General features: G+C 37.3%; 26 protein-coding genes and 1 other RNA gene. 16 read left to right on the plus strand and 11 right to left on the minus strand.

Going from position 1 to position 26141, the window contains the following annotated elements; genetic code table 11:
• Positions 1-180: 180 nt before the first annotated feature.
• From argF to glnL, 4 genes are all read right to left on the minus strand, one after another.
• Positions 181-1098 (minus strand): ornithine carbamoyltransferase, encoded by a 918-nt coding sequence (gene argF / locus F968_RS07510; RefSeq protein WP_004791840.1) that lies wholly within the window; start codon positions 1096-1098, stop codon positions 181-183.
• A gap of 112 nt (positions 1099-1210) precedes the next feature.
• Positions 1211-1864, minus strand: a complete 654-nt coding sequence (adeN, locus tag F968_RS07515) for a multidrug efflux transcriptional repressor AdeN (RefSeq protein ID WP_004791843.1) — start codon at positions 1862-1864, stop codon at positions 1211-1213.
• Between the two features lie 253 nt (positions 1865-2117).
• Positions 2118-3611, minus strand: a complete 1494-nt coding sequence (gene glnG, locus F968_RS07520; protein WP_004791845.1) for a nitrogen regulation protein NR(I) — start codon at positions 3609-3611, stop codon at positions 2118-2120.
• Positions 3598-4707: a nitrogen regulation protein NR(II) gene (gene glnL, locus F968_RS07525; RefSeq protein WP_004791847.1), complete on the minus strand. Its 1110-nt coding sequence runs from the start codon at positions 4705-4707 to the stop codon at positions 3598-3600. The genes glnG and glnL overlap by 14 nt, the downstream gene beginning before the upstream one ends.
• Before the next feature lie 342 nt (positions 4708-5049).
• Between glnL and rimO the strand changes: the two genes are divergently transcribed.
• The 12 genes from rimO to lpxA all read left to right on the plus strand — a co-directional run bounded on the left by rimO (position 5050) and on the right by lpxA (position 17424).
• The gene (rimO, locus tag F968_RS07530; protein ID WP_004791849.1) at positions 5050-6393 is read left to right on the plus strand and encodes a 30S ribosomal protein S12 methylthiotransferase RimO; all 1344 of its coding nucleotides are present in this window, start codon (positions 5050-5052) and stop codon (positions 6391-6393) included.
• Between the two features lie 50 nt (positions 6394-6443).
• Positions 6444-7172, plus strand: a complete 729-nt coding sequence (pyrH, locus tag F968_RS07535; protein WP_004791851.1) for a UMP kinase — start codon at positions 6444-6446, stop codon at positions 7170-7172.
• An 85-nt stretch (positions 7173-7257) separates the two neighbouring features.
• Positions 7258-7812: a ribosome recycling factor gene (gene frr / locus F968_RS07540; protein ID WP_004791853.1), complete on the plus strand. Its 555-nt coding sequence runs from the start codon at positions 7258-7260 to the stop codon at positions 7810-7812.
• A 5-nt stretch (positions 7813-7817) separates the two neighbouring features.
• On the plus strand, positions 7818-8570 hold the full coding sequence (uppS, locus tag F968_RS07545) for a polyprenyl diphosphate synthase (RefSeq protein WP_004791854.1): 753 nt from the start codon (positions 7818-7820) through the stop codon (positions 8568-8570).
• Positions 8570-9394, plus strand: coding sequence for a phosphatidate cytidylyltransferase (locus F968_RS07550; protein WP_004791856.1), 825 nt, complete (start codon positions 8570-8572; stop codon positions 9392-9394). Before uppS ends, F968_RS07550 begins: the two co-directional genes overlap by 1 nt.
• Positions 9395-10591 carry a 1-deoxy-D-xylulose-5-phosphate reductoisomerase gene (gene ispC / locus F968_RS07555; RefSeq protein WP_004791859.1) on the plus strand — a complete coding sequence of 399 codons (1197 nt, stop codon included), beginning with the start codon at positions 9395-9397 and terminating at the stop codon, positions 10589-10591. It begins immediately after the preceding gene.
• Position 10592: 1 nt separating this feature from the next.
• A complete protein-coding gene (gene rseP / locus F968_RS07560; RefSeq protein WP_004791861.1) occupies positions 10593-11948 on the plus strand; it encodes an RIP metalloprotease RseP in 1356 nt (451 codons plus the stop codon).
• 36 nt (positions 11949-11984) lie between these two features.
• Positions 11985-14531 carry an outer membrane protein assembly factor BamA gene (gene bamA / locus F968_RS07565; RefSeq protein WP_004791863.1) on the plus strand — a complete coding sequence of 849 codons (2547 nt, stop codon included), beginning with the start codon at positions 11985-11987 and terminating at the stop codon, positions 14529-14531.
• Positions 14532-14571: 40 nt separating this feature from the next.
• Complete coding sequence (locus F968_RS07570) at positions 14572-15072, plus strand: OmpH/Skp family outer membrane protein (protein ID WP_004791865.1); 501 nt, start codon at positions 14572-14574, stop codon at positions 15070-15072.
• Between the two features lie 4 nt (positions 15073-15076).
• Positions 15077-16147: a UDP-3-O-(3-hydroxymyristoyl)glucosamine N-acyltransferase gene (gene lpxD, locus F968_RS07575; RefSeq protein WP_004791867.1), complete on the plus strand. Its 1071-nt coding sequence runs from the start codon at positions 15077-15079 to the stop codon at positions 16145-16147.
• A 6-nt stretch (positions 16148-16153) separates the two neighbouring features.
• Entirely contained in the window at positions 16154-16639 is a 486-nt protein-coding gene (gene fabZ, locus F968_RS07580) for a 3-hydroxyacyl-ACP dehydratase FabZ (RefSeq protein ID WP_003652176.1), read from the plus strand.
• Entirely contained in the window at positions 16636-17424 is a 789-nt protein-coding gene (lpxA, locus tag F968_RS07585; protein WP_004791870.1) for an acyl-ACP--UDP-N-acetylglucosamine O-acyltransferase, read from the plus strand. Before fabZ ends, lpxA begins: the two co-directional genes overlap by 4 nt.
• A gap of 57 nt (positions 17425-17481) precedes the next feature.
• On the opposite strand, the gene F968_RS07590 is transcribed toward lpxA, so the two are convergent.
• Positions 17482-18345, minus strand: a complete 864-nt coding sequence (locus F968_RS07590) for a YbgF trimerization domain-containing protein (protein ID WP_004791872.1) — start codon at positions 18343-18345, stop codon at positions 17482-17484.
• A gap of 317 nt (positions 18346-18662) precedes the next feature.
• Between F968_RS07590 and ffs the strand changes: the two genes are divergently transcribed.
• An RNA gene (gene ffs, locus F968_RS19685) (signal recognition particle sRNA small type) lies at positions 18663-18759 on the plus strand.
• A 14-nt stretch (positions 18760-18773) separates the two neighbouring features.
• On the opposite strand, the gene F968_RS07595 is transcribed toward ffs, so the two are convergent.
• The 4 genes from F968_RS07595 to F968_RS07610 form a co-directional block, all read right to left on the minus strand.
• A complete protein-coding gene (locus F968_RS07595; protein WP_004791874.1) occupies positions 18774-19256 on the minus strand; it encodes a regulatory protein RecX in 483 nt (160 codons plus the stop codon).
• Between the two features lie 59 nt (positions 19257-19315).
• Entirely contained in the window at positions 19316-20362 is a 1047-nt protein-coding gene (gene recA / locus F968_RS07600; RefSeq protein ID WP_004791877.1) for a recombinase RecA, read from the minus strand.
• 145 nt (positions 20363-20507) lie between these two features.
• On the minus strand, positions 20508-20936 hold the full coding sequence (locus F968_RS07605; protein WP_004791880.1) for an RNA-binding S4 domain-containing protein: 429 nt from the start codon (positions 20934-20936) through the stop codon (positions 20508-20510).
• The gene (locus tag F968_RS07610; RefSeq protein ID WP_004791881.1) at positions 20920-21606 is read right to left on the minus strand and encodes an HAD-IA family hydrolase; all 687 of its coding nucleotides are present in this window, start codon (positions 21604-21606) and stop codon (positions 20920-20922) included. Before F968_RS07610 ends, F968_RS07605 begins: the two co-directional genes overlap by 17 nt.
• A gap of 391 nt (positions 21607-21997) precedes the next feature.
• On the opposite strand from F968_RS07610, the gene F968_RS07615 reads away from it, so the two are divergent.
• A complete protein-coding gene (locus F968_RS07615; protein WP_004791883.1) occupies positions 21998-22291 on the plus strand; it encodes a hypothetical protein in 294 nt (97 codons plus the stop codon).
• On the opposite strand, the gene F968_RS07620 is transcribed toward F968_RS07615, so the two are convergent.
• On the minus strand, positions 22273-22812 hold the full coding sequence (locus F968_RS07620; protein ID WP_004791885.1) for a GNAT family N-acetyltransferase: 540 nt from the start codon (positions 22810-22812) through the stop codon (positions 22273-22275). The genes F968_RS07615 and F968_RS07620 overlap by 19 nt on opposite strands.
• 29 nt (positions 22813-22841) lie before the next feature.
• Positions 22842-23291, minus strand: a complete 450-nt coding sequence (gigD, locus tag F968_RS07625) for an Lrp/AsnC family transcriptional regulator GigD (RefSeq protein ID WP_004791887.1) — start codon at positions 23289-23291, stop codon at positions 22842-22844.
• 147 nt (positions 23292-23438) lie between these two features.
• On the opposite strand from gigD, the gene kynU reads away from it, so the two are divergent.
• Positions 23439-24689, plus strand: coding sequence for a kynureninase (gene kynU / locus F968_RS07630; protein ID WP_004791889.1), 1251 nt, complete (start codon positions 23439-23441; stop codon positions 24687-24689).
• Positions 24690-24729: 40 nt separating this feature from the next.
• Positions 24730-26136 (plus strand): amino acid permease, encoded by a 1407-nt coding sequence (locus F968_RS07635; protein ID WP_004791890.1) that lies wholly within the window; start codon positions 24730-24732, stop codon positions 26134-26136.
• Positions 26137-26141 lie beyond the last annotated feature (5 nt).

The raw sequence follows: 26141 nt of genomic DNA on the forward strand, positions 1-26141 counted from the left end.
GAGAGTAGGCTTAGCTTATTGTGTAGAATGTTATACACGATTCTAGGGAATAGTTGAAATACAGCCTGCTTATATATTCAACAACGTTATCAAAACTTTAAAAATAATTAACTGGAAAAGTACAAGTTTTATAAAATAAAAAAACAGCATCATAAAGATGCTGTTTTTTTGTCTAAATAATTATGATCTTAGATTTTCATTCAATAAAAATTCTACTAAAGCTTTCTGAGCATGAAGACGATTTTCTGCTTCGTCCCATACCACTGCATTTTTATGATCAAGCATAGTTTCAGAAATTTCTTCGCCACGATGAGCAGGTAAGCAGTGCATAAATAAACATTCAGGATGAGCAAGTCCCATTAATTTTTCATTGACTTGAAAAGCTGCAAAAGCTTTTTCACGAAGCTTCTGTTCTTCTTCTTGTCCCATGCTTGCCCATACATCTGTCACAATGAGGTCAGCATTTACAGCAGCATCTTCTGCGTTGTCAAAAACTTCAACACAATGACCAAACTCTGCTAAAAATTCAGGTTTAGGCTCATATCCTTTTGGAGATGCAATTTTAAGTTTAAAGCCCATCATGTGTGCAGCTTCAATATATGAGTTACACATATTATTGCCATCACCAATCCAAGCAACGGTTTTGCCTTTGATGCTACCGCGGTGTTCATTATAAGTCTGTAAATCTGCAAGTAACTGGCAAGGATGATGGTCATCTGTCAAACCGTTAATCACAGGAACTTTTGAATACGATGCAAAACGTTCAACAATGTCATGACCAAAAGTACGAATCATCACAATATCAAGCATACTAGAAATTACACGTGCTGAATCTTCAATTGGTTCGCCGCGGCCTAATTGTGTGTCGCGAGGTGATAGGAAAATCGCGCTACCACCAAATTGATTAATGCCTGCTTCAAAAGAGATACGTGTACGCGTGCTTGATTTCTCAAAAATCATTCCCAATACTTTACCAACAAAAGGTTGATATACCTTATTGTCATGCTGCATTTTTTTAAGTTCGCTTGCGCGTTCTAAAATGCGATTAAGTTCTAGAGTGGATAGATCACGTAAAGTCAGGAAATGTCTTAGAGCCATGTAGCTACTCCATAATAATTGTTATGAAAAACAACAATTATCTGTTGTTGGCTGGGTGGATGTGGGAAAAAAGAAGTCTACTATACTATAAGCATTTTAAAATGCAAAAGAATTAGACTTTATGATGACCCTTTAAGAAAATATCGACACAATAGTTAATATAATCAATTACTTCTTTCTCAGTGGGTGGTAGGGGCATTCCCATAATCATGCGCCATTCTATGTCACGTAAAATTCCAAAATACATGAGTGAGGAATAATCTGGAGATGTGCAAAGAATTTCTTCAGTTTGATGGGAAATTAGAAGTGCCTGAGCAATTGTGTTTTGCACATCTTGAGCACATTTTTCATATAAGTATTTGCTCAAAGTTGCATTGCATTGTGTTTGTTCGATAACTAACCGTAAAAAAGCGATATGTTCGGGTTGAATAATATGAGTATAAAAGCGAATGAGTGTTTGAATTAAATAGTTGCGTAAAGATGTTTGGGAAGGTTGAAATGGTACACAAATATCTTTAAAAAACATTTCACGGCGATAATCGCAAATTGCGGTAAATAAACCATCTTTATTGCCAAAATATTTATAAATAGACGCTTTTGAACCACCGGCATGATTAACAATGTCATCAAGAGAAACGGCTTCATATCCTTTATCCAGAAACAGCTCGGTTGCGCTTAGCAAAAGAGCTAGGCGACGTTCTATACCTCTGCGTGTTTGGGGCTTCTCACATACTGAATGATGTGACTCAAGGACGGAATCATGCATAAAATTTCATAACAACAGTTAACTTTGCTTGTTTAGTATAGCAAAACTATCTTTAAGGATGGTCATCGCTATTTTTTTAGATCATCTGCTGAACAGTAAGTAGAAATTTAAAAAAATAAAAGAATAGAAAATATAAACTTAGAGTGAATTTTGAAATGATCTAATGATGTAACCTGATGTTCAATTTTGAATTTAATAAAAAATAAAGCGGCTAAGAATGTCTTAGCCGCTTTTAATTTAGGCACTAAGTTTTTTAGGCCTCGGTTTGGCTAACCTTATGTTCATCTTCTTCATCATCGTCTGCAGAATCCATTCCAAGTTCTTTTAACTTGCGAGTTAAGGTGTTGCGGCCCCAACCTAATAATTCTGCTGCGTGACGTTTGCGTCCACGTGTTTGTTGTAAAGCAGCGTTAATTAAGGTGCGTTCAAACATTGGTGTAGCAATATCCAAAATCTTCATTTCACCATTCTTAAGCTTTTGAATTGCCCATTGATTTAGTAACTCATCCCAATGGTGTAGAGAAATGCGTTCAAATGAAGGGGCAGGTTGCCCAGAATCACTATTCTTTTGCAGTGGAACTTGTTTAAGTTCAGAAGGTAAATCTTCTGGATAAACTTCACGTCCAGTGATCATCACAGTTAACCAGCGACACGTGTTTTCAAGTTGTCGAACATTACCGGGCCATGGTAACTGTTGCATATAGTCGGTTGTTTCAGTACGTAAGATTTTTGGACTCACGCCAAGTTCTTTACCGGCACGTGCAAGAAAATGCTGAGCCAGCATTGGTATATCTTCGCTACGATGAGCAAGTTTAGGAATGTGAATACGAATTACATTTAAACGGTGATATAAGTCTTCACGGAATCGGCCTTCATTCACCAGTTTTTCTAAGTCCTGATGCGTTGCTGCCACAATTCGAACATCAACTTTAACTGGAATATGTCCACCTACACGATAAAATTCACCGTCGGCGAGCACACGTAGTAGTCGAGTCTGTGTTTCAAATGGCATGTCGCCAATTTCATCAAGGAATAGTGTTCCACCATTTGCTTGCTCAAAGCGACCTTGATGTTGAGTGTTTGCACCTGTAAATGCACCTTTCTCATGACCAAATAACTCGGTTTCAATCAAGTCTTTTGGAATTGCCGCCATATTTAAGGCAATAAAAGGTTTCGCACGGCGTGGTGAGTGCTTGTGTAAAGCATGTGCAACTAATTCTTTACCTGTACCAGATTCACCATTAATTAAAACAGTAATATGAGATTGAGATAAACGACCAATAGCGCGGAAAACCTCTTGCATGGCAGGAGATTCACCAATAATTTCTGTTGATTGAAGTGGTGAAGCTGTTTTTGTAGCTTCTTGTTGTTGTAGTTTATTGATATGCAGAATTGCACGATTGACTAAAGCTAAAGCTTCATCAATATCAAATGGCTTGGGTAAATACTCAAATGCACCTGTTTGATAACTTGATACAGCAGACTCTAAGTCAGAATGTGCTGTCATGATAATGACAGGTAAATCAGGATGAGTGTTTTTGACTTTAGATAAAAAAGTTAAACCATCAATTCCAGGCATTCGAATGTCAGTTAAGATGACATCGGGAGCATCATGATGCAAACGTTCAAGCGCAGTTTGAGCTTCTTCAAAATTGGTAACGTCAAAGCCTTCTTCTTTAAAAGTCTTTTCCAATACCCATCGCATGGCGCGATCATCATCAATAACCCATATTTTATTTCGCGACACGGTCTGACTCCCAAGGTAAATATAAGCTAAAAATAGTTTTTCCAGGAACAGATTGGCATTCAATCATTCCGTTATGTTGATGCATAATATTCTGTGCAATACTCAGGCCAAGCCCAGTACCTTTTGCTCGTCCAGTAACCAATGGGTAAAATACGGACTCTAAAATACTCTCAGGTATACCTGGCCCATTGTCTTCAATATCAACCCGCACTGTAGATCGATTCAGTACTCCATTAATTGTGACAAGTCGTTGTATGCGAGTACGTAGAATTAGCTCTGGTTCATGATCGATAAAGAATGCTTTATTCTCTGTTATGGCTTGAATTGCATTTACACTAATGTTGAGCATGACTTGGATTAACTGATCACGATCGGCATTCACATCAGGTAAAGACAAATCATAGTCACGTATAATTTTAATTTTTTTCTTTGTCTGGTTCGCAATAAGCGAGCGTACACGTTCTAAGGGTTCGTGTACGTTAACATTTTCATAGCTTGGTAATTGTCTAGAACCCAACATGGTGTCAGCCAAGTTAGTTAAACGATCTACTTCATTAATGATGACATCGGTGAATTCAGCATAAGTCTTATCATTTAAACTACGAGCGAGTAACTGGGTTGCTCCCCGAATACCTGCAAGTGGATTTTTAATTTCATGAGCAACGCCACGGACAAGCTGTCTAGCGACCTGATGTTGTTGAACTAAATTTTCTTCTTTTGAAATCTTTAACATGCGGTCAATTGGGTTGAGCTCAATCAACAATAATGGATGATAGCTTTTGCCGGCATTTAATTGAGAAACTGTGTAATCGACATGTAGGTCTTTAAAGTTAACATTAATGACAGCTTCTCGACGCGTATAAGGTTGTCCGGTTTTTATGGTGTTTAATAAAGCTTCATGGGTATTAAAAGTATCATCTGGCGCATGAAGTAAATTTAAAACAGGCTGTCCTGAAGCACGAAGCAAACTAATGTCAAATAGTGCTTCGCAGGCTGAATTTAAGTAAAAAATATTTAAGTTACTATCGATTAATAAAATCGCAGTAGTTAAATTGTCTACCAATAGGCGATAGTCGATAGGGTTGTGTTGATCCATTAGCGAATCGTTCCTGTCTTAAAATAGCGCAATGGCATCTTCATTGGTTATCGGATTTTCACCGTTATAGAACATGAACGATGCAAAATATACGCCAACTTTGTTTATGGGTTATTTTAAAGTTTTAAGGTACTTAAAAACGCGCTGAAATCGTTCTTTATATCTTTTGATCAAAACAAATAGCTTTAGTCTAGATAATAACATGATCTAAATTGGTGCAAAGGTGAGTTTTGGTGCAAATGTTGGTTGTATTTTGGTGCATTACACAAAGAGTAGCCTTTCCACCTATGCTTGAGACAAGAAAAGACATACAATACGCGCATTCAAGTGGAGCGCAGATTCATGAAGACCCCCAAAGTCGGTTTTGTTTCTTTAGGTTGTCCTAAGGCATTGGTAGATTCTGAACGAATTTTAACTCAGTTAAAGACTGAAGGTTATCAAGTTGCATCAGATTATGATGGTGCTGATTTAGTAGTTGTTAATACCTGTGGTTTTATTGAATCTGCGGTACAAGAGTCGCTAGATGCAATTGGCGAGGCCATGAGTGAAAATGGTCGAGTAATCGTTACAGGATGCTTAGGTAAAGACGAAGATAAAATTCGTCAAATGCATCCGAACGTTTTAAAGGTTACTGGTGCAGCAGCTTATCAAGATGTGATGGAAGCTGTACATGAATATGTACCAGCACCACCTAAACATAATCCGTTTATTGATTTGGTTCCTGAACAAGGAATTCGCTTAACACCAAAGCATTATGCCTACTTAAAAATATCTGAAGGATGTAACCATCGTTGTACCTTCTGTATTATCCCAAGTATGCGTGGTGACTTGGTTTCTCGTCCAGTTGGTAGTGTATTGGAAGAAGCGGCGGCACTTAAAAGAGCAGGTGTTAAAGAAATCTTGGTTATTTCTCAAGATACATCAGCTTATGGCGTAGACACCAAGTACAAACTTGACTTCTGGAATGGTCAGCCTGTTAAGACAAAATTCTTCGACATGTGTGAAGCACTAGGCCAATTGGGCATCTGGGTGCGTCTACATTATGTATACCCATATCCACATGTTGATGCAGTTATCGATTTAATGGCTCAGGGAAAAATCCTGCCATATCTTGATATTCCTTTCCAACATGCAAGCCCACGTGTTCTTAAATTAATGAAGCGTCCGGCACATAGTGAAAATACACTAGAAAAAATTAAGTTATGGCGTGAAAAATGCCCTGATCTTGTGATTCGTTCTACTTTTGTGGTTGGTTTTCCAGGCGAAACTGAAGAAGACTTCCAGATTTTGTTAGATTGGTTAGTTGAAGCTCAACTTGATCGCGTAGGCTGCTTTACCTATTCACCAGTAGAAGGCGCTACGGCAAATGATTTACCCGATCATGTGCCAGAAGAAATTAAGCAAGAGCGTTACGAGCGCTTTATGCAAGTACAGCAGCAAATATCTGCTGCTAAATTACAAAAACGTATTGGTCAAACGATGACTGTATTAGTCGATGGTTTAGAAGACGAATATCCTGTTGCCGTTGCACGTTCTTATGCCGATGCTCCGGAAATTGACGGTAATGTGTTTGTAGAAGATATCGATAAGAGCACTATTCAACCGGGCGATATATTGGAAGTCGAAATTACCGATGCAGATGAATACGATTTATTTGCAAAGTTAATTAAAATTAAATCGGTTTAATCGAAATATATTTAAAGAGCATTCAGTTTAAGAGGTTTTGGAGCAAAGTCATGGCGGAAACAATTAGCCCACGTTATTCACGTATTCTATTAAAATTATCTGGTGAGGCATTGTCAGGTAATAAAGATATGGGTATTGATGCCCAAGTTTTAGATCATATGTCACTTTCAATTGCGCACTTGGTTGGTTTAGGTGTGCAAGTGGGTATCGTTGTGGGTGGCGGTAATTTGTACCGCGGTAGTCAGTTGCAAAAAGATGGCTTGGTTGGTCGTGTAACAGGCGATCAAATGGGTATGCTTGCAACTGTAATGAATGGCTTAGCTATGCGCGATGCTCTAGTTCGCCGTAACATCAGAACTCGTCTTATGTCTGCATTACCAATTGGTACAGTGGTAGAGTCTTATTCAAGTCGTGATGCGATTCGTCATTTGAGTCAAGGTGAAGTTTGTGTTTTCGTTGCGGGTACAGGAAATCCATTTTTCACGACGGATACAGCAGCATGTTTACGCGGTATTGAAATTGAAGCGAATTTGATCTTAAAAGCGACTAAAGTTGATGGCGTTTATAATAAAGATCCAAGTAAATATGATGATGCTGTTAAATACGATCATTTAACTTTTGACCAAGTGTTAGATGAAAAGCTTGGTGTTATGGATTTGACTGCTATTTGTTTGTGTCGTGACCATAATGTGCCATTGCAAGTTTTTGATATGAATAAATCAGGTGCATTATTGTCAGTAGTAATGGGTGAAAAAGAAGGAACGCGCGTTACTAAGTAATGTACGTGTTACCGAAAGCTCTTTATACTAGCGCTAAATTAAATTTGTTAAATATATCTTTGAATAAATAAGTAAGGTAGATCATATGATTAACGATCTGAAAAAAGACAGCGAACAGCGTATGTTAAAAACTCTAGAGTCTTTAGAACTCGGGTTTGCTAAAGTTCGTACCGGCCGTGCACACCCATCAATCTTAAATGGTGTGATGGTTCCTTACTACGGTTCTGATGTGCCATTAAATCAAGTAGCAAACGTGGGTATTGAAGACTCTCGTACACTTATTGTTCAGCCATTTGAGCGTACAATGGTTTCAGCTATTGATAAGGCAATCCGTGAAAGTGATCTTGGTTTAAACCCGATTACAGCAGATGCAATTCGTGTACCTTTACCAGCATTAACTGAAGAAACACGTCGTGATATGCAAAAAGTTGCGCGTAATGAAGCTGAAAATGCAAAAGTTGCGATTCGTAATATTCGTCGTGATGTTTTAGGTGATATCAAAGCATTGTTGAAAGAAAAAGAGATTTCTGAAGATGATGAGCGCCGTGCAGGTGATGATATTCAGAAAATTACTGACAAATATGTTGCAGAAGTAGACAAGCGTCTTGCAGCGAAAGAAGCAGAATTGATGAAGGTCTAATTTTTATGACCGATTCTGAAGAGTATCATCTTCCCAAGCATGTTGCCATCATTATGGATGGCAACAACCGCTTTGCAAAAAAAAATCAAATGCAAAAAGGTGATGGGCATCGGGAAGGTAAAAATGTTCTTGATCCTATCGTTGAACATTGTAAAAAAACTGGTATTCGTGCTTTAACTGTTTTTGCATTTTCAAGTGAAAATTGGAATCGACCGCAGTATGAAGTCGATCTGCTTATGAAGCTTCTGGAAGAAAGTATTCATGAGCAAATACCTCGCATGAAGAAATTTAATATTGCTTTGCGTTTTATCGGTGATCGTTCTCGATTATCCTCACACTTAGTTGCCTTAATGGAAGATGCAGAGCAACAAACAGCACACCATGACACTATGACCTTAACCATTGCAATAAGCTATGGTGGGATGTGGGACATTGCTAATGCAGCAAAACAGGTTGCAGAGGCCGTTTCCCGTGGTGAATTTAGTGCTGATCAAATAAATGTTGATTTGTTCGAAAAATATGTCAGTCTAAACGATCTGCCGGCTGTGGACTTGTTAATCCGCACAGGTGGAGATTATCGCATATCTAATTTCTTGTTGTGGCAAGCAGCTTATGCGGAACTGTATTTTACCGAAGCGTTATGGCCAGAATTTACAGTAAAAGAGTTCGATCATGCATTGAATGTTTTTTCAGGGCGTGAACGTCGTTTTGGCAAAACATCTGAACAAATTCAGCAAGAGAAAATAGAGAATTTATAATGTTAGAGCGGATTGTTACCGCATTGGTACTTGTTGCAGTTGTTTTAGGCTGTATGTTTGCTACGCAATCACATTATCCAATGTTGGTTCTTATGATTGTTGCAGCAGGGGTAGCGGGGTATGAGTGGTATAAATTAATGCCTCGCGAAACTGCAAATGCTGTAAAACCTAAAGCTTGGTGTTACGGTCTGCTTGTTGCATTTGTTTCAGGTGTCGCCCTATTTTTCCATGATATTGCATTACTTTTGTGGTCTGCTTCAATTTTGACTTGGATTGTCAGTGTATATTGGGTTAAGTCATTTCCTGAATTTGATGGTTGGTATAATGCAACCTTGTATGTGATTGGTATAATTTTAGTTTGTGCTGCGGTAACATCAATTTTTGTAGTATGGCAAAGTTCACCATGGTGGTTAATGTATTTGTTCTTGCTCGTATGGGGCGCAGATAGTGGTGCTTACTTTGTTGGTCGTAAATTTGGAAAAAGAAAACTAGCTCCGACTGTAAGTCCTAATAAATCAGTAGAAGGTTTGTATGGTGGTATTATTACAACCGTAGTAATAATGGTGGTTGTGCAATATCATTATCTAAATTTAACTTTAATTCAGCAAATTCTGTTTCTTATATTGTCGTTAATTACGGTATTTGGTTCAGTTTTAGGTGACTTATTTGAATCAATGATTAAACGTCGTGCCGGTATTAAAGATTCTGGTCGTGTTTTACCAGGTCATGGTGGTGTGTTAGATCGTATTGATTCTTTACTTGCTGCAGCCCCGATCTTTGCAACGGGAATGTATATATTAAAACTTATTGGTGTAGATTTATAGATGACACAATCTGTTTGCATATTAGGTGTAACCGGTTCCATTGGTCAAAGTACCTTAAAAATTTTAAATCAACATTCTGATAAGTATTCAGTGTTTGCGGTTTCAGCTCATAGTCGAATTTCTGAGTTGGTTGAAATTTGCAAACAATTCCAACCAAAAGTTGTAGTTGTTCCAAAGCAAAAAGTTGATGAATTAGCAGCTTTATTTGTAGAAAATGAATTACAAAATATTGAGATTTTGACTAATCAGGAAGGGTTAGTAAGTATCGCATCTCATCCAGATGTTGATATTGTTATGGCTGCAATAGTTGGTGCTGCAGGTTTGTTGCCAACTCTAGCTGCTGTGAAAGCTGGTAAACGCGTATTGCTTGCTAATAAAGAAGCTTTGGTCATGTCTGGTGAAATCATGATGCAAGCAGCACGTGATCATCAGGCGTTGTTATTGCCAGTTGATTCAGAACACAACGCTATTTTTCAGTCCTTGCCTCATAATTATTTAGAAGCCGAAAGAAATGGACAACCGCAACAGGGTGTATCAAGAATCTTATTGACCGCTTCAGGTGGACCATTTTTAAACCATTCGTTAGAACAATTAGAAAAAGTTACGCCCGCACAGGCTTGTAAGCATCCCAACTGGTCTATGGGACAGAAAATCTCAGTTGACTCAGCTACTCTTATGAATAAAGGGTTAGAGTTGATCGAGGCATGTCATTTGTTTTCAATATCTGAACATTTTGTTACAGTTGTTGTTCATCCACAAAGTATTATTCATTCTATGGTGCAATATGTGGATGGTTCAACATTGGCACAAATGGGTAATCCAGATATGTGTACGCCAATTGCACATGCTTTAGCATGGCCTGAGCGTTTACAGACGAGTGTTCCTGCTTTAGATTTGTTTGAATATTCTCAGCTTAATTTCCAAGCGCCAGATATTCAGAAATTCCCAGCACTTGATTTGGCTCGTCAGGCAATGCGTGCGGGAGGTTTGGCACCTACTATTTTAAATGCTGCAAATGAAGTTGCTGTTGCTGCATTTTTAAAGGAACAGATTGGATTTACAAATATCCCACAAGTGGTAGAGCATACTTTGCAAAAATTGGAAAATTCAGTTGCTGAAAATATTGAGTGTATTTTAGCTAAAGATGAAATAGCACGACATGTAGCACAGCAATATATATCAAGTATAGGAGGCTGAAATGAGTGCATTATTTATGATTGCAGCAGCGGCTCTTTTACTTGGTCCTTTAATTGCAATTCATGAGTTTGGTCATTATTGGGTAGCACGAAAATTAGGTGTTAAAGTTTTAGTGTATTCGATTGGTTTTGGACCTACATTACTCAAGTGGACATCAAAAAAATCTGGCATCAAATATCAACTTTCAGCTTTACCATTGGGCGGCTATGTAAAAATGCTCGATGAGCGTGAAGGTAATGTTGCAGAGCAAGATTTACCTTATGCATTTAACCGTCAAAAACCATGGAAACGTATAGCAATTGTTGCAGCAGGTCCATTAATTAATCTGATTTTTGCTGTTTTACTTTTCTGGATCTTGTTTTTACCAGCACAAGAACAACTGAACACTAGAGTCGGTAAAGTTATACCAAACTCACCAGCAGCAACTGCACAAATGCAAGTTGGTGACAAGATTATTGCTGTTGATGGAAAAGAAACGCAAACTTGGGAAAAGCTTAACTTTGCTTTGATTGATCGTGTAGGTGAAACTGGTAGTGTAAATGTTGATGTAGACCGTGCAGGTACTGAAAAAAATATTGTTTTACCAATTAAAGACTTCTTAAAAAACCAGAATGAATCAGCTTTAGATGTGTTAGGTTTTTTACCATATCGTCCTGTTATTCCTGCTGTTGTTACTGAATTGACTCAAGATGGAGCTGCAATTCGTCAAGGAATGAAAGTAGGTGATCGTATTGTTTCAATTAATGGTCAAACAATGAAAGACTGGTTTGATGTTGTCGAGGTCGTGCGACATTCTCCAGAAAAATTACTCAATATTGATGTGTTGCGTAATAGTCAATTAATCCATTTGCAAGTTATGCCTCAAGGGAAACGGGATAACATGGGGCAAGTGAGTGGTGTTTTGGGTGTGAAAAGTGATGCAGGAAAAATTACAATTCCTGACGAATATAAGCAAACAATTCAATATACTCCAATACAAGCTTTCGAGATGTCACTAGAGAAAACTGGTCAAATCTCTAGCATGATATTGAGTTCAATAGTAAAAATGGTTAAGGGTTTAATTGGTTTAGAGAATCTTTCTGGACCAATTACAATCGCGAAAGTAGCAGGACAAAGTGCGGAAATGGGATGGCAGACCTTTATCTCATTTATGGCTTTAATGAGTGTAAGTCTTGGAATTTTAAATTTATTACCAATTCCAATGCTAGATGGTGGACATCTCGTTTATTACATTATTGAGGCTATTCGTGGTAAGCCTGTTTCTGAACAAATACAAATGTTTGGTCTAAAAATTGGTATGGTACTGCTCGGTAGTATGATGCTTTTAGCTTTATTTAACGATTTTATGCGTTTGTAAACGTATATGGATTTATAACTTACTGGAAAAACTGGCATGCGGCACACACATTTTTTAATGCCTTTGGCACTTGTTAGCGCTATGGCAGCGGTACAACAAGCATATGCAGCTGATGATTTCGTCGTTCGAGATATTCGTGTAGATGGTTTGGTCCGTCTTACTCCTGCAAATGTTTCTACCATGTTGCCAATCAACAGTGGCGATCGCGTTAATGAACCGATGATCGCAGAAGCAATTCGAACATTGTATGCCACTGGACTTTTTGACGATATTAAAGCATCAAGAGACAACGATACTTTAGTTTTTAATGTCGTAGAGCGCCCAATTATTTCAAAACTTGAATTTAAGGGTAATAAACTTATTCCTAAAGAGGCTTTAGAGCAAGGCCTCAAAAAAATGGGCATTGCTGAAGGCGAAGTTTTTAAGAAGTCAGCTTTACAAACAATTGAAACTGAATTGGAGCAGCAATATACCCAGCAAGGCCGTTATGATGCTGATGTAACTGTTGATACGATAGCTCGTCCAAATAACCGTGTTGAACTTAAATTAAATTTTAATGAAGGTACAGCGGCTAAAGTTTTCAATATTAATATTATTGGTAATACTGTTTTTAAAGACAGTGAAATTAAACAAGCCTTTGCAGTTAAAGAAAGCGGTTGGGCTTCAATTGTAACTCGTAATGACCGTTATGCTAGAGAGAAAATGGCAGCGAGCCTTGAAGCTTTGCGTGCGATGTATCTGAATAAGGGTTATATCAATTTTCATATTAATAACTCACAGCTTAATATTAGTGAAGATAAGAAGAACATCTTTATTGAAGTTGCTGTAGAGGAAGGCAGTCAATTTAAATTTGGAAAAACCAAATTTTTAGGTGATGCACTTTATAAACCTGAAGAGTTACAAGCTTTAAAAATCTATAAAGATGGCGATACTTATTCGCAAGAAAAAGTAAATGCCGTTAAACAATTATTATTGCGTAAATACGGTAATGCTGGTTATTACTTTGCAGATGTAAATATTGTTCCACAAATTAATAATGATACAGGTGTTGTTGACTTAAATTACTATGTAAATCCAGGTCAGCAAGTTACTGTGCGTCGTATTAATTTTACAGGTAACAGTAAAACTGCCGATGAAGTATTACGTCGTGAAATGCGTCAAATGGAAGGCGCTTTAGCGAGTAATGAGAAAATTGATTTGTCTAAGGTTCGTTTAGAGCGTACAGGATTCTTCAAAACTGTTGATATTAAGCCAGCTCGTATTCCAAATTCACCAGATCAGGTGGATTTAAACGTAAATGTTGAAGAGCAACACTCGGGGACTACAACATTAGCGGTAGGTTACTCACAAAGTGGTGGTATCACATTCCAGGCAGGTTTGAGCCAAACTAACTTTATGGGAACGGGTAATCGTGTTGCGATCGATTTATCTCGTTCTGAAACTCAAGATTACTATAACTTAAGTGTTACCGACCCTTACTTTACAATTGATGGGGTAAGCCGTGGTTATAACGTTTACTATCGTAAAACGAAACTTAATCAGGACTATAACGTTAATAACTACGTTACCGATAGTTTTGGCGGTAGTTTAAGTTTTGGTTACCCAATTGATGAAAATCAGAGTTTAAGTGCGTCATTAGGTGTTGATAATACTAAAGTAACGACGGGTCCATATGTCTCTACCTATGTTCGTGATTATTTATTAGCGAATGGGGGTAAACCAACTGGTACGTCGACTTGGTGTGAAAGTGGTAAGACGGAGACTGAAGAGGATCCCGCAAATCCTGGCACGCAAATACCAATACCTGGTACATGTGAAGGTGGATTTAAACCCTATAATAGTGCTTTCGAAAGTGAATTCTTTACTTATAACTTGAACTTAGGTTGGTCATATAACACCTTGAATAGACCAATTTTCCCAACTTCAGGTATGTCTCATCGTGTTGGTCTAGAAATTGGTTTACCTGGTAGTGATGTGGATTATCAAAAATTAACTTATGATACTCAGGCATTCTTACCAATTGGTAAATCAGGATTCGTACTTCGTGGTTATGGTAAGCTTGGTTATGGTAATGATTTACCATTCTATAAAAACTTCTATGCGGGTGGTTATGGTTCAGTTCGAGGATATGATAACAGTACACTTGGACCTAAATACGCAAGCGTAAATTTACAAGAAACAAAAACTAATGATCCTTCACCAGAAGAAGTGGGTGGTAATGCTTTAGTTCAGTTTGGTACAGAGCTCGCTTTACCATTACCATTCAAAGGTGACTGGACCCGTCAAGTGCGTCCAGTTTTATTTGCTGAGGGCGGTCAAGTTTTTGATACTAAATGTGATATTAATAATACTGCCTACGCAAATAAAGGCATGATGATTAATGGTCAGCAAATTGATGATGTTAGAAAATATTGTGAAGATAACTATGGCTTCGACTTAGGTAATATGCGTTATAGCGTAGGTGTTGGCTTCACATGGATCACTATGATCGGACCATTATCTCTTAGCTATGCCTTCCCTCTAAATGATAAGCCTGGTGATGAAACTAAAGAGATCCAGTTTGAAATCGGTCGTACTTTCTAAGTACGACTTGACTAAACATGCAATAAGGACACAAATTTAAATGAAAAAATTAAATATATTAATGTTAGGATTAGGTTTGACAGTTTCTGCCATGACTAACGCTGCCGGTTATGGTGTTATTGATCTTGCTAAAGTTGTTGAAAGCAGTACTTATTTGAAACAACAAAACGCAAGTTTAAATCAATCAGTTAAGCCAACCACAACTCGTCTTGAGCAGTTAGGTAAAGAATTAGAAGGTCTTCAACGTCAAGCCCAAACTCAAGGGCAAAAAATGAAAGAAGATGATATCAAAAAGCTTCAGGTGCAATATCAAACAAAACTCAATGAATTTAATTCTACTCAACAAGGTTTGCAGTCTAAAGTTCAAACTAGTTTGCAAGGAATGAACTCAACTTTTGAGACTCGTGTGAAGCAAGCAGCTGAACAATTACGAAAAGAAAATAATCTTGACTTCATTTTGAATAAAAATTCAACTGTTGCCTATGACGCTAAATATGATTTAACTGATAAAATGATACAAAAGGTTAATTCAATGAAATAAATTAATGAAAGTGCAACATTATCGTTTAGATGAACTAGCTCACCTAGTAAATGGTGAGCTAGTAGGTACGGGTAGTCTTCAATTTATAAACTTAGCAAGTTTAGAAAATGCTGAAACTCATCAAATTGCTTTCGTGAATGGCGAAAAATATATTGATCAAGCAAAGGCTAGCCGTGCGGGTGCGTACATTGTTACAAGCCTTATTAAAGAACAGCTGCCTGACAAACAAAATTTTATTATTGTTGATAATCCTTATTTAGCTTTTGCCATACTTACTCATGTGTTTGATAAAAAAATCACATCGGTAGGTATAGAAAGTACAGCTCAAATTCATCCTTCTGCGATCATTTCCGAAACAGCATATATTGGTCATTACGTCGTAATTGGCGAAAATTGTGTGGTAGGCGATAACACCATTATTCAGTCTCATACTCGATTGGATAATAATGTGGAAATTGGAAAAGATTGTTTTATTGATGCTCATGTCACAATTACTGGTGAATCTAAATTATTTGATCGTGTGCGAGTTCACGCAAGTACTGTAATTGGTAGTGAAGGCTTTGGTTTTGCGCCATATCAGGGAAAGTGGCATCGCATTGCTCAATTAGGTTCAGTTATTGTTGGTAATGATGTCCGCATTGGTTCAAATTGTAGTATTGACCGAGGTGCACTCGATAACACCATTTTGGAAGATGGGGTAATTATTGATAACCTTGTGCAAATCGCGCATAACGTTCATATTGGTTCAAATACAGCTATCGCTGCTAAATGCGGAATTGCTGGTAGCGTTAAAATTGGCAAAAACTGTATTCTAGCAGGGGCTTGTGGTGTATCAGGTCACCTTTCTATTACCGATAATGTGACTTTGACCGGAATGTCAATGGTCACAAAAAATATTTCTGAACCTGGTACTTACTCTTCGGGAATTGGATTATTTGAAAATAGCCATTGGAAAAAGACAATTGTACGCTTGCGACAATTAGCAGATGTGCCATTGACCCAAATCACTAAACGACTTGATCATATACAAGCTCAAATAGAGTCTCTTGAATCAACCTTTAATTTGCGTAAATAGAATATTATGACCGAGTCAACTACACCTAAATTTGCCATCCCTGAATTACCAATGCAGATTCAAACGATTCGTCAATATTTGCCGCATCGTTATCCTTTCTTATTGGTTGATCGTGTGACTGAAGTTACTGACAATAGTATTGTTGGTTATAAAAATGTTTCTATCAATGAAGAGTTCCTACAGGGACATTTCCCAGAATATCCAATTATGCCTGGTGTTCTAATTGTTGAAGCATTAGCTCAAGTTTCAGGTGTTCTAGGGTTTATTATGAACAATGAAACGCCAAAACCTGGTTCTTTATTTCTTTTTGCTGGTGCGGAAAGAGTTAGATTTAAAAAACAAGTAGTTGCTGGTGACCAACTTGTATTAAAATCTGAATTAGTAATGCAAAAACGCGGTATCTACAAATATAATTGTACGGCTACCGTGGACGGTATTGTAGCAACAACCGCTGAAATTATGATTTCACACCAAAAAACAGAGCAGGCATGAGCAATCACGACTTAATTCATTCTACGGCCATTATTGATCCATCTGCAGTGATTGCTCCAGATGTCCAGATAGGACCTTATTGCGTTATCGGTCCAAATGTGACGATTGGTGCGGGTACTAAACTTCATTCTCATGTAGTAGTGGGTGGTTTTACCAAAATTGGTCAAAATAATGAGATTTTCCAGTTCGCAAGTGTTGGTGAGGTTTGCCAAGATTTGAAATATCAAGGTGAAGAAACCTGGTTAGAGATTGGTGATCATAATTTAATTCGTGAACATTGCAGTTTACATAGAGGAACTGTGCAAGATAATGCTTTAACTAAAATAGGAAGTCATAACCTATTGATGGTTAATACACATATTGCACATGATTGTATTGTTGGTGATCACAATATTTTTGCGAATAACGTTGGTGTTGCTGGACACGTACACATAGGTGATCACATCATTATTGGTGGTAATTCTGGTATTCATCAATTCTGTAAAATTGATTCTTACAGTATGGTGGGTGGAGCATCACTAATTTTAAAAGATGTACCAGCTTACGTTATGGCTTCTGGTAACCCAGCTCATGCGTTCGGTATTAATATCGAAGGAATGCGTAGAAAGGGTTGGTCTAAGAATACAATTCAAGGTCTCAGAGAGGCTTATAAATTAATTTTTAAATCAGGTCTTACTTCTGTTCAAGCTGTTGAGCAGATTAAAAATGATATTCTTCCGAGTGTTCCTGAAGCTCAATTGTTAATTGACTCTGTTGAACAGTCAGAACGCGGTATTGTGCGTTAAGAAAATATATTAAAAAAAGACACTGCATTTTGCAGTGTCTTTTTTTTCTTAAAATTATTATTTATTAAAAAATTTGGCTTCTTCAGATTTTGGATACTGACTTAAAATTTTAGTTTTATATTGGTTTGCTGAAGCTATATTTTTATCGACATCTTTAGCAATGCTATAGAGTTGATAAAGGGCGCGAGGAGCTTTACTCGAATTTGGATATCGAGTTGCTACTACATTGTAGTTCTTTTTAGCTTCATTATAATTCACCGGATCAGTTGCTAAATTAAACTCAGCTAACCAAAAATATGCATTCCCTGTATAGACGCTATTAGGATGATTTTTGATAAAGTTCTGCATTGGAGCAATCGCTTTTTTTGCGCCACCTTGCTTATAGGCGTCCAAAGCTACGGTGTAAGCTGCCTTTTCAAGCTCTATAGGGTTTGATTGGTTTTGTGAAGGTGGTTGTGAGGCTTCCGGTTGGGATGGAGGAGTAGTGGGTGGGGTGCTTGTTGGGGCAGCATTCACTACTTTATTTTCAACTGCAGGAGTTTCTGTGCTTGCCGTAGCAGGTGTATCACTGTTCGCTGGATTATCTGATTGTGCACTTTCAGGATCAACTTTCTGATTAAGGAGTTCTAGGCGTTGATCTAGGTCTGTGTAGCGATTAGATAGATCTTTTTTCAATTGTTCAATATCATTTGATTGTTCTTCTAACTGCCCACGTAGGGTACGTATATCATTTTCTAATTGTTGATTTTTTTGCATTAATTCCCAGTTTAAATTACTAGGTACCGAAACATTATTGGAAGAAGTATTAGTTGCGCTACCACCGCTTTGGCTTAAACCGCGAGACTCAATTGGAATGTTGGCATAGAGAGAGGTAGTGCTCATTAAGGCAATAAATAAGAAAGAATGCTTCATCAATCGCATGAGTATAGGTCCATAATTTTATGTAAAAGCCAACTTAAAAAAGGAATATATAAACTATTCACTTAACTATCTAACTAAGATTTTAATTGGTCAATGCAATTAAAACAGCTAACAATATAAATGCAAGAATAGTTTACAATCTTCAAGCATATTTTATCCCAAATTAGATACAACAAAGAATATAGGGGAGAGAATTATAGGAATTTAAGGCTTTTTGCTGATGAATTAATCAATTGAAACATAAACTTGCTTAAAACTGTGAAGAAGGCTTGCAACTATTTTAAAAATCTCTATACTCTGTTTTGCAATGGTAGCCCCGCTGGTGGCTTCGCAATTGTACTCTGTGAACCCCGCCAGGACCGGAAGGTAGCAACGGTAGCAGATCTATGATGTGCCGAAGTTTTGCTAGTGGGGCTGCCACCATTCTTTTAATCCACTCTTCGTTGGATTGCTTTCATAATTACATCTAAATCAAATCCTCTATATTGTAAGAACCTCATCTGTTTTGCTTTTAGTTTAGGATCTTTTTCTACTTCTTCACCGAATTTCTTCACTTTCAGTTGATAAGCCTGTTCTACCCAATCAATATTATGAATTTCATCGGCAATTAAATCATTTTCGATTTGTTTTGTTTTTAAGGCTTGCTTAATACGTTTTGGACCTTTTCCTTTACGCATTTGGCTAGCTAATGTTAATTCCGCAACACGTTGATCACTTTGATAGTTTTGTTCAGATAATTCTTCAACAAGTCGCGTAACCTCTTCAGGGTTTTGTGCATAACGAGTTAATTTTTCAGTAAGCTCTGCTTTGGAGTAATCTCGACGAGTCAATAACGCAAAAGCATAAGAGCGTAAACGTTGACCTGTAAGCAAAGCTCTTTGTTGAGACTGTTCTTCAGTTCTTTTGAACATAGTATTAGGGTTCCCTTGTAAAAAAACGCCCCGAAGGGCGTTTTAAGGCTCATGACTAATTAAGATTCTAGTAGAAGATCAACTTCTTCTTCATCTTCAACTTGAGCAGTATTAGTGCCAGTTGTTAATAACTGTTCACGGATATTGCGTTCAATTTCTCCAGCCATCTGAGGGTTTTCTTCAAAGTGGCGAATAACATTGTTCTTACCTTGACCAATTTTATTACCTTGATATGAATACCAAGCGCCTGCTTTTTGTACGATATCTTGTTGTACAGCTAAATCTACAAGTTCGCCTAGCTGGTTTGTGCCTTTACCATATAGGATTTGGAAAATAGCCTCTCTGAAAGGAGGAGCCATTTTGTTTTTAACCACTTTAACTCGTGTTTCAGAACCGACGATTTCATCGCCTTCTTTTACTTGACCAATACGGCGGATATCTAAACGTACAGAAGCGTAGAACTTCAATGCGTTACCACCAGTTGTGGTTTCTGGACTACCAAACATTACCCCAATCTTCATACGGATCTGGTTAATGAAGATAACCATACAGTTTGAACGTTTAGCATTACCCGTAATTTTACGAAGTGCCTGACTCATTAGACGAGCTTGCAAGCCCATATGAGAGTCACCCATCTCACCTTCAATTTCTGCTTTAGGAGTAAGTGCAGCGACTGAGTCGACAACGATTAAGTCAATTGCACCAGAACGAACGAGCATATCTGCAATTTCGAGTGCTTGTTCACCGTTATCAGGTTGCGATACAAGCAGGTTATCAATGTCTACACCAAGCTTACGCGCATATTGTGGATCTAATGCGTGCTCTGCATCGATAAAGGCACACGTACCACCAGTTTTTTGACATTGTGCAATTGCTTGTAGAGTCATTGTGGTTTTACCAGAAGATTCTGGACCATAAATCTCGACAATACGACCTTTTGGTAAACCGCCAATCCCCAATGCAATATCTAAAGTCAAAGAGCCTGTAGATACAGCTTCAACAGCTTGAACAGTGTTGTCACCGAGACGCATCACCGTATTTTTGCCAAATTGTTTCTCAATTTGACTTAGCGCGGCTTGTAATGCTTTGCTTTTATTCTCATCCATCTCAAAAACCTCAATACTCTATGTTCATCACGTTAAACCCAAGTGGATGCATTGAATCTCAACTTGTTTCACTAGGGTAATAGTGACAGATTTTTTCTATAGCTTCTATGTGTTGTATGTGTGTGTGCGACACAACTCGACGTTTTTATTCATCACCGTATGACCAATTTTGATCATTCTCCTGTTTAAACCGAATAATTTGACGACGATCCTTTTTACCCGGTCTATGGTCAGGTCGAGCTAGATTATGCAATTTTCGTTGGGATGCAATCAACTCCCGTCTAGCAATACTTACTTCGGTTTCTTCATAAAGTTGCTGTGCGATTGGAGCTGGACCACGTGTGTTCGAAAGAGCTTTTATCACAACAGTTTTTTTATCAAACCCTTGCTGAATAACAAGTTCCATTCCAACTCGAATTTCTTTGGAAACTTTTACACGCTCATTATTGTGATGTACTTTACCTCCTTCAATCGCTCCTTTAGCAATTGAACGAGTTTTAAAAAAACGAGCAACCCATAACCATTTGTCTACACGCATGGTCTCTATAGCATCGTTTTCAGGCAATTTTGACATCATTATCCTTTCTATCAATTTCATTCAATATAGACAGCAATTCAGTAAGCCGATCTAGTGCTTTAAATTCTAAATCTTGATGCTGTTTTATATCCTTTAGACTTGAGGGCTGCGAGATAGTAAACAAGTGTTGAATACCAAATTTTTCTGCTGTCTTTAATACTGGAGCTGTATCATCAATAAAAATCGTTTCATCTGGATTGAATGGATGTAATCTTTTGAGTTCTTGCCAAAAACTAATATCTTCTTTGGCATAACCTACTTGTTCGCTTGATATGATGACATCAAAGAAATGTTCAATCGCAATATTATCGAGTTTTAAACCTAAGCTCGCGCGGTCAGCATTTGTAACTAACCAACACGTGTATCCTTGCTCTTTAAGTTGTTGCAAAAGCTCAATACAGCCAGAACGAGCTTGGATCTTAGATTGAAATTCTTGTTGTAATTTGAGTACATCAACGCCTACAGTTTTAGTCCAATAGGTTGATGAATACCAAACAAGCGTATGGCGATGTGATTGATAAAATTGATATAGCTTTTCTTTGCTCTCGGAAAGAGGAAGTTGATTTATTTTTGCATGCCGTTCAGGAAGACATTCATTCCATATGAAATCATCAAAAGCGAGATCTAAGAGTGTACCATCCATATCAAACATTATGATTTTAGACATTTTTTTAAATATCTCCAAAATCATTCAGAGCAAAATTTTTAAGACACATTTACCATATATCCTTTTAAAATCATAAATTAAATAAACTTATAAATACTCAAACTAATTTAAAGCTCCATCCAATAATTTTCTAAAATTTACATAGCTTCATAGGATGGATAGGCGAGATCAATGGTTTGAAATTATAACGTGGAATTTGGTAAAACAAAAAATAGTAATGAGATAGTTTTAGTAGAAAATCTCTCCCTTAAATTTAAAATTTATTTAAGGTTTTAGCACGTAGGATTAAATTTGCTTACATAGGATACGTATTGACAAACATTTTATAAATTGAAGGATACTTATTTAAAGTTATATTTAAAATTATTCCTATAAGAACTTAGAGAAAGCAATGAAAATTGGATTTATTGGTGGAACCAATGACGGTATCGTAATCAATGCTGCCGATGGCCTTGATACTTATAAACTTGAGTGGCACTACAAAGCAGAAAAACATTGTGAGTCACAACTTACCTTAGGGCTGAATGGACCTGAGTATGATTATTACAATTTATTAATTCTAAGAAAGAATAAAGAGGCTAAACTTTTTTACGTACTTACCACCATGGAAAAAGAAGAAATAGCAGATAAACTTAATGAATATTGGGAATGTTCGACCTCCGTCGGCTATGATTTTGATGAGTAAGCATTCGTGATTTCATATAGCACATGTTCTCTTAATTCGTGATGAAGAGGAACTTTAGGATGTTCGAAGTTTTTAACTTTGTGCATTCCAAGTCTTTTCATGACAGCTTGAGAGGGGGTATTAATCGTAGCGGTGAATGAAACGATTTTATCTAAATTCAGTATATTAAAACCATAATCTAAAACTGCTTTTGCACCTTCTGTTGCATAACCTCGTTTCCAAAATTCTTTTGCAAGCCGCCACCCAATTTCCACACATGGAGAAAAGTCAAATTGTTCAGGTTGGCTGTGTAGACCAATGAACCCGATAAATTGATGGGTTTCTTTTAATTCTACTGCCCAAAAGCCCCAACCTTTTTCTTGGATGAGAGATGAAATTTTTTGGATTAAATTAAGGCTTTCTTGGGGTGTTAAAAGATTTGGGAAAAATTGCATAACATCTTGATCTAAGCCCATTGTTATAAATGGCTCAAAATCATTTTCTTTCCACTGTCTTAAAATTAAACGTTTTGTTTCGATCATGAGATGGCTCTTTAATTGAAAATGAGGGATCAAAGTGGTTTTTGCACAATCTTCTGTAAAATGATCTTGGAATTAATGCTGACTACACCTTTTATTTTATTTAAGGTATTAATAACGAAATGAGAAAAAGAACTCAAATCTTTGGTCGCCACGTGTAAAACATAATTAGATTCGCCAGTAATAATATATGCATTAATGACTTCATCAAAATTTTTGATCTGACTTAAAAAAAAGTTGTGATCATTTTCAGTTAGCTGGGCAAGTTTTATTTCGACAATTGCCTCAATTTTTATTCCTAATTTTTCATAGTTAACTTTGGCTTGATATTTTTCAATTACACCATTGCTTTCTAAAATTTTAACTCGTCGATGACATGCCGAAGCCGAAAGGTTAACCAGATCGGCCAGTTCTTGGTTACTTAACCGAGCGTTATCTTGCAAATATTTTAAAATTTTTAGATCGATTGCATCTACATTCATTTTCGAATCTCATCCAAGTTTTTTAATTTTAATTCGAATTTTATACGAAAATATCTAATTTTAATCAAATATTATCGAATAAATCGAAAGAATGAGCATGATAAAATTCAAAAACAAAGGAAATGTTGAAAATAGGTGAAATAACAAATGATTACTCACGAACAATGCCTCTATTGGGATCAGGAAGATGAACTCAAAAAGTTTAAAGATGAATTTGCACTGCCAAAAAACGTCATTTATTTAGATGGGAATTCTTTAGGTGCAAGACCAAAGAAATCATTAGAGGTTGCTCAGCATATTATTGCCAAAGAGTGGGGCGAGGACCTCATTAATAGTTGGAATAAAGCAGATTGGTGGGGGCTACCGACTAGACTCGGAGATAAAGTTGCGCAGCTTATCGGTGCCGAAAAAGGGGAAGTGGTTATTTCAGACTCAACGACCTTAAATTTATTTAAAGTTTTATCAGCAGCGGTAAAAATTCAAGCCGAAAAATTTCCGGAACGTAAAATTATTGTTGCGGAAAAAGATGCTTTCCCAACCGATATTTATATTATTGAAGGCTTTATAGACTTGATTAATCAAGGTTATCAAGTTGAGTTAATTGATGGGGCCGATGATTTGTCTAGTGTTTTGGCAAAAGATGTGGCTATAGTTGTTCTTTCTCATGTGAATTATCGGACTGGATATTTCTATGATATGGAGTCTATTAATCAACAGATCCACGCTAAAGATGCTTTGATTATTTGGGATTTGTGTCACTCGGTTGGTGCCGTGCCTATGGATCTTAATCAGAGTAATAGTGATTTTGCGATTGGTTGTACTTACAAATACTTAAACGGTGGTCCGGGTTCACCTGCGTTGTTATGGGTAAATCGAAAGCATCGTGATCAGTTCTGGCAACCTCTCTCGGGCTGGTGGGGGCACAAAAAACCATTTGATATGGCTCAGCACTATGAACCAGCTAACAGTATTCGTCGTTATTTGTGTGGGACTCAACCTATCATTTCGATGAGCTTAATCGAATGTGGTACCGATATTTTCTTACAAGCTGATATGCAACAAATACGCGAGAAATCACTTAAATTAACTGATTTGTTTATTCAACTTGTTCAACAAGAATGTCCTCAGTTTGGTTTTGAATTGATTACACCTTTAAACCATAAATATCGTGGGAGTCATGTCAGTTATAGACATGAGTTTGGTTATGAAATTATTCAGGCGCTTATTGCTCGTGGTGTGATTGGGGATTATCGAGAGCCGGAAGTATTACGTTTTGGAATTACACCTCTATATTTAGGTTTCGAAGATATTTGGAATGCCGTACAGCAACTTAAGCAGATTATGTTGAATAGTGAATGGAAAAATGAGCGTTATCTGGTGCGTAGCGAAGTGACCTAATCGTTAAAGGTTAATATCGGAAGAATGGCTAGGAGGGCCTATGAGCAGTTTTGATGAAATACAAAATCGAGAAGCGGGTCTACATAAGAAATTATCCGCAAAACAGATGGGAATGATTGCAATTGGTGGAGCGATTGGTACAGGGCTGTTCATGGGAAGCAAGTTTGCAATTAGCTTTGCTGGACCAGCTGTCATCGTGAGTTATGCCATTGGCGGCTTAATTGCATTTGCTATTATGGCTTGTTTAGCTGAGATGACAGTTCAGCATCCTACGTCAGGCTCGTTTGGAGCATATGCTGAGCATTATGTAAGTCCTCTTGCTGGGTTTTTAGTTCGTTATTGTTATTGGGCATGTATTGTATTAGCAGTCGGTACAGAAATTACAGCAGTTGCTGACTATATGAAATTATGGTTTCCAGATGTAGGCTCTTGGGTCTGGATTGCATTTTTCTCGCTGACGTTACTTGTGGTTAATGCATATAGCGTTAAAGCTTTTGGATTGGTTGAATATTGGTTTTCGACCATAAAAGTCTTTGCAATTATTGTATTTATTCTTTTAGCAGTTGGTATTTTGACTCAAAGTCATGGAGGAGCAGTTCAGGTTGTTTCTAATCTAACCGAGCATGGGGGCTTTTTTCCTCATGGTTTTAGTGGAGTCTGGATTGGGGTAATCATTTCAATATTTAGCTATTTAAGTATTGAAATGATCGCTGTAGCGGCAGGTGAGGCTAAAGATCCAGAAAGAGCCGTTAAGAAAGCTTTTAAAAGTACTGCAATTCGCTTAATCCTATTTTATTTACTGTCTTTATTTCTCATTGTGGCACTTGTTCCTTGGACAACTTTAATTGGAGCCGATGCGACCAGTCCTTTTGTGATGGTAATGAAAATTGTAGGTATTCCATATGCAGACAGTATTTTAAATTTTATTGTAATTGTGGCGGCCTTATCCGCTATGAATAGTATGTTGTATATCTCGACACGTATGTTATTTAGTTTGTCACGCGCAGGTGATGCACCGAAATTATTTGGTCGCATTAGTCATAATGGCGTACCAATTAACGCATTGCTGTTGTCAGCAGTGGGTATTGGTATTGCAAGTATTGTTTATACGATTAATCCAGCCTCTGCTTTCCCAATCATGATTGCTTTATCTATGTTTGGCGCGTTGTTCACTTGGGGCAGTATTTTTGTTACGCATATGTTTTTTAGACGGAAAATGGCACAACAAGGCCAGCAGTTAAAGTTTAAGGTTCCAGCGAGCCAGTTAATTTCACTGTTGGGGGTAATCGCAATTTTAAGTATCACAGTCACAACATGGTTTACCAATGAATTCAAGTCAACTTTACAATTTGGAGTCCCATTAGTTGTTGTACTTACGGTTTTCTACTATTTAAAACGCTCGTCAGCCAAGCTTGCCTTAAATGCTCATAAAGAATCGTTGAAGTGAGAGAC

This window comes from Acinetobacter sp. NIPH 817 (assembly GCF_000368405.1).
Taxonomy (GTDB): domain Bacteria; phylum Pseudomonadota; class Gammaproteobacteria; order Pseudomonadales; family Moraxellaceae; genus Acinetobacter.

Bases quoted from the DNA above. Each gene is read 5' to 3' on its own strand.
- F968_RS07550 (WP_004791856.1), top strand. From the start codon at position 8,570: ATGTTAGAGCGGATTGTTACCGCATTGGTACTTGTTGCAGTTGTTTTA.
- frr (WP_004791853.1), top strand. From the start codon at position 7,258: ATGATTAACGATCTGAAAAAAGACAGCGAACAGCGTATGTTAAAAACT.
- gigD (WP_004791887.1), bottom strand. From the start codon at position 23,291: ATGAATGTAGATGCAATCGATCTAAAAATTTTAAAATATTTGCAAGAT.
- uppS (WP_004791854.1), top strand. From the start codon at position 7,818: ATGACCGATTCTGAAGAGTATCATCTTCCCAAGCATGTTGCCATCATT.
- ispC (WP_004791859.1), top strand. From the start codon at position 9,395: ATGACACAATCTGTTTGCATATTAGGTGTAACCGGTTCCATTGGTCAA.
- pyrH (WP_004791851.1), top strand. From the start codon at position 6,444: ATGGCGGAAACAATTAGCCCACGTTATTCACGTATTCTATTAAAATTA.
- fabZ (WP_003652176.1), top strand. From the start codon at position 16,154: ATGACCGAGTCAACTACACCTAAATTTGCCATCCCTGAATTACCAATG.
- kynU (WP_004791889.1), top strand. From the start codon at position 23,439: ATGATTACTCACGAACAATGCCTCTATTGGGATCAGGAAGATGAACTC.
- adeN (WP_004791843.1), bottom strand. From the start codon at position 1,864: ATGCATGATTCCGTCCTTGAGTCACATCATTCAGTATGTGAGAAGCCC.
- F968_RS07610 (WP_004791881.1), bottom strand. From the start codon at position 21,606: ATGTCTAAAATCATAATGTTTGATATGGATGGTACACTCTTAGATCTC.
- lpxD (WP_004791867.1), top strand. From the start codon at position 15,077: ATGAAAGTGCAACATTATCGTTTAGATGAACTAGCTCACCTAGTAAAT.
- F968_RS07590 (WP_004791872.1), bottom strand. From the start codon at position 18,345: ATGCGATTGATGAAGCATTCTTTCTTATTTATTGCCTTAATGAGCACT.
- F968_RS07570 (WP_004791865.1), top strand. From the start codon at position 14,572: ATGAAAAAATTAAATATATTAATGTTAGGATTAGGTTTGACAGTTTCT.
- bamA (WP_004791863.1), top strand. From the start codon at position 11,985: ATGCGGCACACACATTTTTTAATGCCTTTGGCACTTGTTAGCGCTATG.
- F968_RS07595 (WP_004791874.1), bottom strand. From the start codon at position 19,256: ATGTTCAAAAGAACTGAAGAACAGTCTCAACAAAGAGCTTTGCTTACA.
- rseP (WP_004791861.1), top strand. From the start codon at position 10,593: ATGAGTGCATTATTTATGATTGCAGCAGCGGCTCTTTTACTTGGTCCT.
- lpxA (WP_004791870.1), top strand. From the start codon at position 16,636: ATGAGCAATCACGACTTAATTCATTCTACGGCCATTATTGATCCATCT.
- recA (WP_004791877.1), bottom strand. From the start codon at position 20,362: ATGGATGAGAATAAAAGCAAAGCATTACAAGCCGCGCTAAGTCAAATT.
- F968_RS07605 (WP_004791880.1), bottom strand. From the start codon at position 20,936: ATGTCAAAATTGCCTGAAAACGATGCTATAGAGACCATGCGTGTAGAC.
- argF (WP_004791840.1), bottom strand. From the start codon at position 1,098: ATGGCTCTAAGACATTTCCTGACTTTACGTGATCTATCCACTCTAGAA.
- F968_RS07615 (WP_004791883.1), top strand. From the start codon at position 21,998: ATGAAAATTGGATTTATTGGTGGAACCAATGACGGTATCGTAATCAAT.
- glnL (WP_004791847.1), bottom strand. From the start codon at position 4,707: ATGGATCAACACAACCCTATCGACTATCGCCTATTGGTAGACAATTTA.
- rimO (WP_004791849.1), top strand. From the start codon at position 5,050: ATGAAGACCCCCAAAGTCGGTTTTGTTTCTTTAGGTTGTCCTAAGGCA.
- F968_RS07635 (WP_004791890.1), top strand. From the start codon at position 24,730: ATGAGCAGTTTTGATGAAATACAAAATCGAGAAGCGGGTCTACATAAG.
- F968_RS07620 (WP_004791885.1), bottom strand. From the start codon at position 22,812: ATGATCGAAACAAAACGTTTAATTTTAAGACAGTGGAAAGAAAATGAT.